Origin of the sequence: Brevibacillus sp. HB1.1, assembly GCF_013332445.1 — a bacterium.
Classification (GTDB): domain Bacteria; phylum Bacillota; class Bacilli; order Brevibacillales; family Brevibacillaceae; genus Brevibacillus; species Brevibacillus porteri.
The window spans coordinates 113,551-127,716 of record NZ_JABMIV010000003.1 but is presented as its reverse complement, the minus strand read 5'-3'; the positions used below and the strand labels follow the sequence as shown (position 1 = coordinate 127,716).

Annotated in this window: 6 protein-coding genes; all 6 read left to right on the top strand. The window is 43.4% G+C overall.

The annotated features are described in order from the left end of the window. The first annotated feature begins 2 nt into the window (after window positions 1-2). Genes HPY27_RS10495 through HPY27_RS10470 form a run of 6 tightly spaced genes read left to right on the top strand, consistent with a single transcriptional unit; the run spans window position 3 to window position 14,139 of the window. The gene (locus HPY27_RS10495; protein ID WP_254612871.1) at window positions 3-4,661 is read left to right on the top strand and encodes a hypothetical protein; all 4,659 of its coding nucleotides are present in this window, start codon (window positions 3-5) and stop codon (window positions 4,659-4,661) included. Window positions 4,662-4,673: 12 nt separating this feature from the next. Beyond that, entirely contained in the window at window positions 4,674-5,822 is a 1,149-nt protein-coding gene (locus HPY27_RS10490) for a beta-xylosidase family glycoside hydrolase (protein WP_174224933.1), read from the top strand. Window positions 5,823-5,842: 20 nt separating this feature from the next. Further along, window positions 5,843-8,650 carry a discoidin domain-containing protein gene (locus tag HPY27_RS10485; protein WP_174224932.1) on the top strand — a complete coding sequence of 936 codons (2,808 nt, stop codon included), beginning with the start codon at window positions 5,843-5,845 and terminating at the stop codon, window positions 8,648-8,650. 60 nt (window positions 8,651-8,710) lie between these two features. Continuing rightward, window positions 8,711-9,484 (top strand): hypothetical protein, encoded by a 774-nt coding sequence (locus HPY27_RS10480; protein ID WP_174224931.1) that lies wholly within the window; start codon window positions 8,711-8,713, stop codon window positions 9,482-9,484. Window positions 9,485-9,487: 3 nt separating this feature from the next. Then, window positions 9,488-11,647 carry a discoidin domain-containing protein gene (locus HPY27_RS10475; protein WP_254612870.1) on the top strand — a complete coding sequence of 720 codons (2,160 nt, stop codon included), beginning with the start codon at window positions 9,488-9,490 and terminating at the stop codon, window positions 11,645-11,647. Beyond that, window positions 11,647-14,139: a hyaluronate lyase N-terminal domain-containing protein gene (locus tag HPY27_RS10470; RefSeq protein ID WP_174224930.1), complete on the top strand. Its 2,493-nt coding sequence runs from the start codon at window positions 11,647-11,649 to the stop codon at window positions 14,137-14,139. Before HPY27_RS10475 ends, HPY27_RS10470 begins: the two co-directional genes overlap by 1 nt. The last annotated feature ends 27 nt before the right edge of the window (window positions 14,140-14,166 follow it).

Here is a 14,166-nt window from a genome sequence, read left to right as displayed (position 1 = left end):
TTTTGGGTCATACGTTTGGCATTTTTTCTAAATCAGTGGGCAACGTCACATTCGGAAAAATGCGCTCCTCATTGGTAGAGGGCGCATTCCACCCGAATCATCCGGACAATCCGGACAGCCCCAATCGTCCTCGCGCAGAGGATCGTTACGCTGGATATCAGAATCCGCTGCTAGGTGATCCCGGCAAGGGTCAGATTGGTCGTTGGCAAACGGTCAATCTCGACTCTCTCGAAAGCATGATCGATCAGATGATGGAGCAATTTGTTCGGGACAAAAACTGGTACGCAAAGGTTCGTTGCCGCGAAGCGCTGTGGAACATGTACCGTCGTCTGGAATGGTGGGTCAATCAGCAAATCGATCCGCAAAAAAACGACTACCAGCGCGCCTTGCTCATGGTACGAGATTGCATTTACAAAATCCTGAAAAACGCCGAACAGCCAGATGGAACCCACCAAAATGTTTCGCTGCCAGTCTGCCCGGCTCCATACTATCATCACTTCAGCGGCTACTACCTCAATCATTACGATGCCATCGATAAAGAAGTCCCGACCTTCGATATGCGGACTCTCCCACTGACGGACAAGTTTCACGGCCTTTTCCGTTACGTATCCTCGACAGAAGATCAGGAATGGAAGATGGTTCACTCTGTCGGCACCAATGAGATGGCGGGGAATGAAAATATCATGAAGCTGGATGTGACCACGCTCAAGCACGGTAACTCCAGCAAGGTGACTTTTCAATGGCGCTTTAAAAAGCAAGGCTTCATTCGTTTCAAGTACATGGCTAGCACCTCTCCTGGCGATGGGTTGCTGTTTTTTATTAACAACAATCAGGTTGGCGGGGAATGGAATCAGAACAGCAGCTGGCAGGAGGCGAAATTTAACGTCAAGCCAGGGCAGACGTACAAGTTTGACTGGTTTGTGCGTCGGATGAGTGATCGGCGGTTTGGGAAAAACGCGGTTTATGTTAAAGATGTAGAGTGCGTTGAGGTGGTGCAGAGCTTGGATGAGCAGACGCCGCCGGATGTGGATACGTTGGGGGATGCGGCTTATGACATTCCAGGGTGGGAATGGATTACGTTTTCAGATAAGAGCATTATCACCACTTATTTTTCAGGAATTAACGATATGCTTTCAAGGAAAGTTCAAAGGGTTATCGACGCTGAATGCGCTGGAGATTTCAGTTTTCAATACGAAATGGGAGTGGATAACCCGCCATATACGGATGAATCGTCATTATTTTTCGATGAAGAATTTGTTTCTCTTACCCAGTCCGGAGAAGGGGTACGAGGAAGTACCGCTGTCTCTCACCATGGATGGCAATGGTCATTGGATGGACGATCATCCTCCACACAAGAAGATTCTGCTGTCATTTCTTATGACGTTGAAATTGGTGACAACTGTTCCGTTGATTTAACGGGGGATGTCCAACTTATCTGTCCACCGCTGGAGATTGATCACTACGAAGAACGAACTACCACTGTTACTGATCCGATTAACTTTTCCTTCACCGGAGAAAATCGCTGGGAATGGGAGACGATCCCTGGACTTGGCAGCGGAATTTATATGAAGGACCCAATCGTTTCAGGAAATGGAGATGCCACCTATACTTTTGACCTGGAGGCTGATGGGTGGATTGAGTTTAGCTTTACCACTGGTTTACGTGATACAGAAAGACTCCTCGTCATTATCAATGACGTGCAACAACTAGAAGCAACAGGTGATGAATGGGAGAAAAATGTACAGCTTCCTTTAACAAAAGGCCGTAATACCGTTATTTTTCGAATTCAAGATGACCTGACAGAAGAACCCCTTGAGGAAACTTATCCTGGTGAATTCTCTTATCGCTCGTCAAGTGGCAAACATAAAACACCAATGGGCAGCTACATTGATGTAGACCGGGAATGGAAGACAGACAGAAACTCTAGTTACACAAAAAAGGATCGTGCAGAAAATGTGTACGATATCTTTCTGAATCCTGGTTCATCCTTTGAATTTTCGGAAGAACTGGAGCTAAAAAGTCTTGTTGATGAATCGAAAGAGGACGAATATGAAGTGATATTTTCTGAAGACTTCAATAATCGGGATAAATACGCACGTGAAATTCGTGTTGATGACAATTGGGAATGGGAAGATATCGTTACTCGTTATCATGGGGAAGGTCACGGGGGAGACGGCGTACTCAAGGTTGAGAATAAAGACGGTACCCGGAACCGCCTTTATGTCGAGAATATAGATTTGGATGAACCGGGATTCGTAAAGTTTGAATATGGCGGTTCCTTTTCAGACTACGAGTATCTCAGTCTATATAGTAACAATCGGTTAATTTGGTCTGAAAACAAAAGCTCGAGTGATCCTCTTGGTCATACGGTAGTAGTTCCACTTAGCCGAGGAAAACAAACGTTAAAGTGGGTTTTTGAAGATTGCGATAAAGTCGAAGTTGAAGACCCTGATTCTGGATACAAGCCTCCAACGAAACCCGCTCCTTCTACAGGTGGGGAGCAATGCTATCCGGCTGGAACATACACTCATCCAGCTATATACGGCCCTGGATCTAAGCCACCTCATAAGACACATCTGAAATTTGACTGGGGCTATCAATATGATCCTTCAGAACCTGTTAAAGTATACTATGATGCTTCTGGTTCTGTCCCCATTGCTCATGGCACTTATAGAGATGATTTTACAATTAGACGATTTATAGATAATTCATCCATCACAAAAGCGATATATTCAGAACAATTGGAGATATATTCCGGTAAAGGCTTCGATGTTCCTAATGCATTCGATGTGCCTGTTGAATGGATATTCCGCCCTATTCCTGACGCTCCTAACAAGACACCGATACACTATGAAAATTCCTATGTTTTAACGTCTGAACAGGTTACAAATAAAAGCTATCCATATGTTTATTGGTATGCTGTCTTTGATAGTGTAGGTAATGAACGTTTAACAGTTGAGTTCGACTATCAATACTATTGTTATGAAATAGATAATCGACAAGGAAATAAAAATGGGAGACAAGTCTCTACACTAAGAATTGCTAGTAACGCAGCAGTGGCAGAATACAAGCGTGAAACCAATTCTCACATATACGCAACACGTAGAGGTATTAGATGGAGTACCCCATCAATCCCTCGCACAGGTAATAAAATGATGAATGTAGGGAAACTACAGAATCCCTATAAAATAAAAGATTGGAGCGGTTCAAAACCCCACAGCTCCCAAGAATTTTACTGTAACAAACCAGGCACCTACTGCATCGCCTTTGAATTTCAATCTTTTTTAGGAAAGAGTTCAAAGGTTGGCAAAGATAATATTCCATATTATATCGCAATCCGTAATCTCAAACTCCAATCCAATAAACAGCGTAAATTTAGTAATGACTTTGATAACACACAAGTCCAATTAACCGTAACTGATTTATCTAATCGTACAATTATCGATAGCGAGCTCCTAACTACAGAAGGTAAAGGATGGGTAGAAAAATCAATAAAATATGAACTTCCTCTAAACTCACACTATCGAATTGATTACACGTTATTAAAAGGATTAAGTCATAGAGGAGGAAAAGATGACAACGGCGGTTGCTTTCTGTTAAAAAATGGAACCGTTCAAGAAATTTGGAAAAGTTATTGTAAAGATAAACTTGGTTCTATTTATCCAAAAGACAACTCGCCATATGAACCTAATCTCCCCCCTCCCACTCAAGTAATCATACCCGACGACTCCTGGTGTTGGATCGATACAATCGAGATCAGACAAAGTAAAAAATCAAAACCATGCCGTGATGCCTATGTCCGCGTAAGAGTTTACGATGAAGACAACGGAACCATCATATCCGAAGAAAAGTACTCTGATTTTGATGATATACAAACAATCAAAGCTGCCATTACCAATGATTCTGACGAAGGGAAAAATTATTCTATCCGAATCAAGTTCTATACCGATTGCGATGCTGAAGCAAGATTGAGCAATGGAGAGCATACCTTCCATGACAAGCTCCCGCTCCCTAAATCATCTGCATTTGTATACAACTTCAAAACAACAGCCAACGTCCCGATATGGATGGGAGGATGCAACGGCAGCAATATTCAGGTAAACATCTACGATCAAGCAGGCAACAAACTTCAAAACACTACCGTTAATCTCTCCGGAAACTACGACTTTACCCTCGAAAACCTATCCAAACCTAACGTTACCAAAGTACGCGTTGAAATTACTACAGAACAAAAAGGCGAAATAAGCGAGTGGACTGGCAAAAGCTATTTGACTACGTTCAAGCTCCGAAATTTCAAAGCAACGGAAAACTGGACAATTGTCCCCTCTCCTTTTAATAGCCAATTGGACTTTTTCATTGATGGCGTTCTTCGAGGTAGCTATACAAATGCCGGTGGGGCTCCTGTGTTTCAAGTAGATAGAGGAAGACATACTTTCACCTGGGTATTTACAGCAAAAGGCACATCGGAAGTTTGGGATTACTGCAATATCGACTACATCAAACTAACCAACTGGATCTGCGACAAGGTCCTCGTCACCCCCTACTGCGATCCCGGCAGCGGGGACAAATGCGTCGAAGCACTGATCAAATGCTTGCTGGCGATCTGGAAACAACGCCCTGAGGCATGTGTGATTGGCAAACGAATATGGCTATTTACGTAAGGAGGTACTTCTATGAGTGTAGTTTCTCGGCGTAAATCAGGGTTTCTCTTCGAGGATTCTTTCGATTCTCTAACCCTCGATTCCAAGTGGAACATGACACCAAATGATTCTTCAAGGTGGTCGCTATCTGACGCACCAGGCTCGCTCCGTTTAAAAGGCGGAGCTGAGCCACTTCAACTCTTTTTAGATTCACTGACACCCGTAAAACAATTTGTCCTCGATATGAAAAATTCATACAATCCGAAAGCTTCCGGAAACACCGGCGGATTAACTGTCTTCATAAACCATAACGACTTTTTCCATGTCGAAGAATATTACGATGCATCGCAAGGTACTGCGAAAACCTTCCCCTGGCTTCGATTAATACGCGACTACAATACCTACACCGCGTATTGGTCCGAGGACGGAGCCATCTGGCATATCATCGGTTCAGAGGAATTTAATCGCCTTGCTCCTAAAATCGGTATGTTTCTCAACAGCAGCGCTACAGACGACTATCTGGACATGGAACACGTCCGCGTTTTCTCCCTCCCCACTCTCACAGTCTCAAACCTCTCCCCCGGCACCCGCGTGGAGCTGCTCGATTCCACAGGAGCTCCTGTCGACTCAAAAACGTGTCGGACAAGCCAAACATCCATTCAATTTGATTTGACTCAGCATCCTATTCCTTTCAATGGCTCCCTACGTATTGCGGAAGCAGACGGAAAAACAATCATTAGCTCCAGCGACCAGATGGAAATGTGGGGTGGGGACGAATACAGTTTTTCCCCTTCTCCCACCCTCTTTTTTATCGATGGCGAAGGAAATGAGGTCCCTCTGCAAGACAACACAGAGGAATTTCTCGGTCATATGCTCCAAGGCCAGTACAAAGAAGTGAAAATGATCGCCCGAAATACGATGCGTCATGGAACTTTTACAGGTATCCAAGGCGTTCTCACCTCCTATGCAGGTACCGATCAGTACAAGCGACTTGTAGATGTCGCCACAGACAAAAACGGTGTGCCCGGCACGTGGGGCGATTCCTTCACCCTGCCAGATACTGCGGCAGGAAATGAACAAGTTTTCTGGACGCGGATTTCCCGAGAAACCGATCCATCCCTTATAGATAAAACGACGCATGTCCATTTCGGTCTCAATTTGTCCGCCATTTATACCAAATAAATCAAAAAGGAGCTGAACGTATGTCGGTCAGAATCACCCGAGCAGGCACCGAAGTCGTCCTGGATCATAATGAGTTGGCCAACAAGGGAAAACGTACCCATGCCGAAATCGACTCCTACCTCCAGGAGCTTGATGATGCCAGAGGAGATAAACCGAGCTTAAAGGATAAATTCCGTGAGCTAAAAGACAAAGATGATGAACAGGATCGTCAGCTTGATGCCGTGAAAAGTGATGTTTCTACTTTTCAAACGCGGCTAAATACGTTATCATCAACGGTCAGTGCGGCAGAAGCGAAAAATCAGACGCAAGATCTCCGTCTTTCGCAAGTCGAACAAAAAAACGCCCAGCAAGACCAAGCCATTCTAAAGCTGCAAAGCGATGTCTCCTCTAACCCCAACGCCGAGGTGGTCGCTGCACGCCGAGATCGGGATGGAAGAACTTTTCCTAGTCTGAAAGCTCGGTTGGATGACATGCAGGGGAAGATTGGTACGGGGGGTGGCGGGGGAAATAATGGAGGAGCCTCAAGCAGCTCCTTTGATTTACAGACCCCAATCAATATTTTGCTGAATACCTTCCGTGATGCGGAAACACATAACAGATCGGCCTATCGTCAAAACAACATGTATGTAGATGTATTTAGCGATTCCTCAGGAATTGATACCGAAAAGTCGTCTTCTTTTGGGATTATAAATGGTGCTGTCTTACCCGGAGTTCACGATACAAACATCATCATGTCCAGTCCTACTGAACCTGCCCCTTATCATGTATCCTCTTCTAGTGAAACGTCTGGTTATCCCGGATGGTTGGGAATCAACGGAGTATTAACTGATTACTATTATTCAAATGGAGTAACTCCTCCGGCAGAAGGTCATTGGTGGCAAATTGACTTTTCCATCCCTAAAATTATTACTAAGCTCGCAATCAAGCCTCTTCGAATTTCCAGTGGACAGTACAGTCTCGCCTCGTTTACTCTTCAAGGTTCACACGATGATACGAATTGGACAGATATATACGTAGGATCTCATGTGAACACTGATTCAGAAACAGAACACAACTTCACCAATACTACTGCATACCGCTATTACCGCATGGCCAAGCTTCGCAGTCATCGCAGTACAAACACGGTGATTTATACTGGTTGGCACGAGATTAAATTCTATGAAATTATTGACGCGGTTACGCTCGTAACTAAAGCGGTTAATGTTGGCCGCTCTCCAAACAAGATTATTACGACTGCGGAGTATACTGACGCGGTCACCTTCGACCTAACCCTTGATGGAACAACCTGGGTAAACAACATCGATTTAAACAAGCTACTCGATACCTCTTCACTAAAAGGTACAAACCTCCAATTACGAGCTAACATTCCAGCTACAGGCAGTTTAAACTCTTTAGGGTTTACTTGGTATGACGATAGCATGCTTGTGGGGATGCCTGGTAAAGAAGAAGGAGGCAACGATCGTAGCAGTACCAAACCGTTAGTAGACGTCGTTGCTGCTACTAATATTTTGCGTAATGCTTATCGCACTTTGGAAGGCGCGAATCAGGGAGCATCGGTTAGGCACAATTTGTATGCAGATGCTTTTGTAAATGCGTCGGGAATTGATGCCTCTAAGTCCGAATCCTATCGAATTGGGAATGGAAAATTTGTCAAATCCGCGGGGGCTATTTATAGCTGGCAGACACTTGGTGTGCAGACTGCTTCTTCTGTTGGAGATTACAACAACAATAATCCTTCCTATCGACCATTCAAAGCAAATGGCACCACACCGACCTATTCTGTTGAAAAAATCGCAGATGATAATGCTACCGTATCTCCAGGTGGAAATTCTGATTACTGGCTTCAGAGTGGTACAAGCGCTGACTTATTCATGAAATGGGTGACACCCGTAGAAGTATCCAAAATTATTCTTTGGATGAACGGCAGTTATGGTGGGAATCACAACTATTGCGATCACCAAATTTTCGTCAAAAATCCTTCATCAAGTAAATGGGAGGCTGTTACTCCAAGGATAAATCTCGCTACGATAACTGATAAAGGCGTACATGGTGACGGTTCTTGGCACTACCCCCTCAACCTGGACTATCCTATTAATGAGGTCAAAGTAACTGTCTGGAATAAAAGTTCATATATGACCGTCACTGAAATACAAATACTGCAAGCATCTGATAAAAATCCTGTTATGGTTTCCAAGCCAATTCCATTGGCAAAAGCTCCGACCCATCTTTTATTGGATGCAGAGTATGAGGGCAACGCCAGCATTGATTTGTCATTCGATGGAGGAACCACGTTCACAACTGGTTTTCCTTTGAATCAGTTGGTTGACTTAAACACTTTCCTACCAGGTAATTCTCTTGTCATTCGAGCCAACCTTAGTGATAAAGCAATCCTCAACAGCATTGGTTGCATTTGGTATGACAAAGACACTCTCCCCACCTATACAGATACGGTAGGAGGTAGTTCAGGCGGTAACGTACCTGGAATGATCCAAGTAGAGAAATATGGCGTTATCGCCTCTCCCGTTTCTCCTTTAGAAGTAAATATCACCATCCCCTACAATTCTGACTATAAATTACCCCCTATTGAGGTTCTAAAATTTGCCCCCGGTGAACAAAATTACACTCACGAAATTGCATCCTTTTCTAGCAACGAGGCCTCAAACTTTGATCATGACCATTATATGGAGTTGGATGGTACATTACGGCTTAAAACCGACTATTTGATTGAAATGACAGAAGACGTAGTTCTTCCCTCTGGTAATAGAGTGTACTCATTATCCCTTGATGTGAATCATTTTTCTCGTATAGAGAAAATCAAGGTGAATTGAATATGGATGAGAGTTCAATTTAGTATTACGAAAGTTCAATGAATTGTTGAGGTGACAAAAATGCCAATTCCAGCAACAACCGGACAATTAAGAACAAAAATCTCAGATATGCAGATCGGTGACTATGTGAAGTGTTGGTACTCCTTTCATAGAACTAGTGGAAGCTTATCTGATAGTCCAGCAGGGATATTAGTTGGGTTAGGGACAGATACATTCTCTACGGCTGAAGAAAAGCCAGTAACAGGAGAGTCCACTACTAACAACTCCAAATTATTTTATTTTGTGAAAGTTGCCAAAGGATTGCTGATCGCTGATAGGGTGTGTCAACACTCCATCTCTTGGGATGCCCTGAATGCAGGGAAGGTGATACAAGGGAATCCCTATTCGTTTAGTACAAGCTCGAATATCTCACAAGGCTATGCTTCGAGTGAGAATATTTCAGGTACACTCCGATCTCTCACAGGTGGAGTAGCTTATGCAGATGCAAATGAAAATAAAACCTTAGATGCCAGATTGAGCAATGGAACATGCTTTCCTGTGAACAACGAATATGATAAGTACTTAATGGGATTTCCTCAAAGCATGATAAATGATGGATATACAGTAGATGATGTATTTCATTACAAAGTACGTTTTACAACTACGCAAGATACCACTATGACAGGTTCTCGTATATCAAGTACAGGAACTATTGAAGTTCAAGACAATACTTGGCGAGTTGGAAGGGGAAGTGAGGATAGTTTCCCAATATGGAAAGGTTTAGGGATGGGTAATTCATCAATAGCTTATGCGAGTACAGGTTTTCGGCCAGTATTTGAATACAAGGAAGTGTAGCGTATGGAAAAAAATGGAGATCGGTTACTTACACCAGTAGCGGGATGGAGACGATATGAGAATGACAGTCCAGCCATTTCATATATAGGCTCATGGGTTGTGCAACCAAGTGCTGGAAGTTCTGGTGGAAATGCCATTTATGCTGAGAGGAGTGGCAAAAATAAAGTCAAGTTTAACTTTTATGGAAACAAGCTAAGAATTTTAGGTGTGGCTAATGCTGGGTATCATCCAGACCTAAGAATAGTAATTGACGGCGTAGAAGAAAGCTATAGCGCCATTGTTGGAGCTCACAATCAAGGTTCTATCCTACAATACGAGAAACTAGGGCTAGAATTAAAAAAACATTCTGTTGAAATTTACAACAATGGTGACGGGTTCTGGTGGTATATTGATGCCATTGATATCGATGCTGATGGTAGAATTTTTCATCCAGATGAAGTAGTAGATGTTAAAGATTTAACTGTAGGAAAACGTATTCGTTTTAACTACTTGGCACCTGCTGGTACGTTTGGAACCATATCGATCGGAAAAGAAATGTCAGGACTTCTTCCCAATGCTCCTGCAACAAGTGCAAATGGCGATGGATATTTCATCATGTACGGTACAAATCACAAAGGTGATAAGTTGCTGATGGCTGACCGCAATATCCAAATCATTTCATGGGATGCCTTAAATACAGCAGGGATTGCAAGCGGAAGCGGGCTGCCAATAAAAAGCCTGCACACCATTCCAGGTTTGTCTGGGTATTCTTCTGCCGTGTGTAAAGTTTCTGCTTCAACAGAGTACAACACAGCAAGTTATCATGCATGGAAGGCTTTTGATGGATCAGAGACTACGTACTGGACAAGTACTGCTGGTACTGAAACAACAGAAGAGATTTTAAAGATCGAGTATTCTACGCCAACAAGAATTACTTCGTATGATCTATATGCAATATACAGTCCGAAAAAATGGGTCTTCGAAGCTTCTAATGACGGAACTTCATGGGATATCTTGCATAATGGAAATGAAGTATCCAGCTGGCACGGTCTTAAAAAGACCTTCTCATTCAATAATGATAAAGCTTACACACAATATCGCATCAGAGTATCAGAACGTTACGTGTGGAACGGCCTTTATTATGTCGGCTTTTATACTGCCCAATTGTTCACATCCTCTGATAGAGAAATAACATTGCGACTGCCGACAGGTGGAGTACATGCATCGGATAAAGACAACGAATGGGATAAGTACATTACCGATGACCAGATCTGGAATAATGTAAATCACGGTTCATGGACTAGTACAACTGATCAATCCAATTCAAAGGCCCGCGTGATTCGAGGTTATAACGGTCTCAAAAACTGGATATCTGGTTCAACAGATCTAACAACTCCTGGCCGAGGCTTCCGTCCCGTTCTCCTGATTGAGTCAATAAACAATAGATTCCTCGTACAAGACGGTTCAGACGTGAAAACGTACACTTCTTCCGGCTGGGAAACCGTTGGTACTACTCCCCCCACAGACGATATGTTTCTAAATAAAGGCATGCTTGATCTCAGTGCATGCACCCCATTCCTAAAGGAATTAAAAGACAAATCCACCCTCAAAATCCTTGTTTCGAAACCTAAGAGAGAGCCAACAGTCGCTCATCTCACTGGAGTCCCTATACCAAGAATAGTGAAAATGAAAAATGATACTAGCTTTCTTGGCGTAGCTAAAATCAACGCTTTAACCTTATCAGGTACAGAGAAAGGCGTTTTAAGAGTCGCAATAAGTACGGACAGTGGAGCAACATGGGGAGCAAAACAAAAGGATGGCTCATGGACAACTGTTGATGTTACTAACCCCATTGATTTCAAAGCAAAAGCAATGACAATAGACGATTTCAATAGCATCTCTGAATGGGACGAGAAGCTTGGCCAATCTAGAAACTTGCGATGCGCGTTCTACTTCGAACAGTCATCATCCACTGATGAAACAAGTCTAGACTCCCTTACAATGAATGTGGACTTACTAGATTCCTGGGACATGGCGATGCCCGGGGTCGATTACAAATATGGGTATAACCGAAATACCAATCTCCGAGTCCTCTTGCTGTCAAATGGAGACTACAAAATCAACGTTGGCTCTGGCGGCGGCAGCGGCTCCACCCTCACAGAAGTAGATGGAGGTACCTTTTAATGACACTACCAATCAAATTCAAACGTGGAAAAGAAAATGATTTGCCTTCCTCCGCCCCAGCTGGGGAACCTCTTTTTACCACAGACACTCATAAACTATTTATTGGGACTGGTACCGGGATCGCTAGTGCCGGAGCTGACCCAGCATTAAAAGACCGGATAGATTCGATCGAAAAACAGCGAAGTACCATTACTTATACGCACCATGAAGATTTTAGCAACCGCTCCCGTATTGATTTTGATAAGACTACGGCAGCAGTTCGGACAAATGCAGTCAGGGTTGCCAAAACGGCTTCTTTTCAAGAGAGCTTTGAAAATACCAATAACTACGATAGCATCAATTCCACTAACATCTTGTTCGATACTTCGAACCAGAAAGCATCAATTGCCCCCGGGAATTCGAAAGGGATCCTCTATACCAAACCTATTCCTGTTAAAAGCTCCGATACCGTCACGATAAACGCCAATACTGTCCTTCCTTCAACAATGGCATTTTCTCACTCGGAACGTCTCACCAACGATGATACTCGCTCCTACTTCCAGCCAATTGCATTTACAGATCGAACGAATCGGACATGGCATGTCGCTTTCCTGAAAACAGAGGGAGTTTATTATCGAGTTGAAAACCCGGATGGCTCGCTTGCTTTTGAGAAAATATCTCCTACTCCATTCAGTCCTAACTTTGATCCTGCTTCAACTAATGGAGTCTATATACCTGATGTAAGTTTCGTGGTCGATTATAACAACCGAGTTTGGCTCGGTGTACCAACAAGCAGAGAAAATTACTATAGGCACCTTTACCTTGGCTGTATTAATAGCGACGGAAGTTTCCATAAGGACTGGGTATTACACCATTCCACAAGTGGTGGAGAAGTATTCTATAAGTCTACCTCTCTTTGTGTAGACAAAAATAATCACATATGGTTCGGTTGGACATATGGATACTATGGCCTTTATATTGCCAAATTCGATAGTGAAATGAATACTTTGATACCAGCATTTCTTCTACCAGGAACAAACAGTAATGGTCTTTTGACCAGCCTTAGCCTTTTTTACGATAGTGATCAAGAGGCAATTGTATCCATACATCATACACAATATATAAGTGGAGTCTTCCTCACAAAAATAAGCCTTACTGGATCTCTCTTACAGTCTCCAAAGCAACTTACTATACAACGCTTCAATGACTCCCTAGCTACTTATTTTGACCCAGATACACGTAGAATTATTATTGCCGCCGTACAAAGTGCCAGTCCTAGCTCTATTTACGTTTGCACGATAGCTCCCCTCTCAGGTACCTTACTCCAAGCAAAAGCACTTCCCAGAACTGCCGATCGTATCAACAGCTTAGTCAAAGACGGAAACACCTATCGTTTCACCTACGATACCCAATTAACAGGAAAAATCTGCTCCTTATCAGTAAATGAAGACACCTTAGAGATCGCCGATGACGAGACTCTCGTGACGAATTTTAACGGCAGCCTCTCCTATGTATATAAGGATTCCAATCAAAAAATTCGCTGTGTCTACGCATCTACCGCCTACAGCAAAAATCTGACAATGATGCGGAGCGATTTTGTGTCTACCTCTTCGTCATTCACTATGGAAATTTCTCCAGACCATGGGGCACAGTGGCTACCTGCTCAAAATGGTCAAGAGATAAAGTTTTCATCCCCAACCGATACGATCACCCTTAGGATGAAGCTTGTAACGCCAACAGTAACCATGACCCCAGAGATAACTAAATTCAGCCTGACAATCGGTGGAGAATCAGGCAATCTCACACAAGAATTCGTCAGTAATCGTCTGCCAGCTGTATCTCCCATTCTTAATGCAGTGTTAACAGCGGAAGAGGATCAGAAGCATGGTACAATCAGTTGGTTTATTACCAATGACGGGGGATTTAATTGGATTCCCGCAACACTCAGTAATCAAGTTACCTTCCCGAATCCAATCAACTCAGATCTGCGAGTAAAAGCTGTTATTCATTCTCCGGATGGTGTTTTCGATAGTCCTGTCATCCAGAGCTTCACTATCGTCTCCTCTAATCTCGTTACCAATTTTACGGCAAAAACAGCCACAAACTTAACCGTCACTATGTCCGCCGACCAAGCCCTAACCGCCCCCGACACCTTTACCAAAATCAATTTCAACACACCCATCCACGACGAACTGCAACAATTCGATAAAAACCTAAATCGCTTTATCGCAAAGACACCCGGCGACTACTTAATTGTTGGCTCAGCACGAATCAAAAGCCCAACCACCTCACCAAACGGACTGCATTTAGAAATCCGAATCAACGGTGAACTCCATAAAGTACTCAGCAGCATCGTCTCCTATTCCAACCATGCCTGGTGTTTAAACGGTTCAAGCATCGTCCAGCTAAAGCCTGGCGACTACGTGGAGCTTTTCGGCTACTCGTTTTCTGCCAATGGCGTCATAGAAGCCCTCCCCGCTTATTCTTACTTCCAAATCAAGCAGTTGTGGTAGCATTTTCACTCAAAACACCGTGAGAAA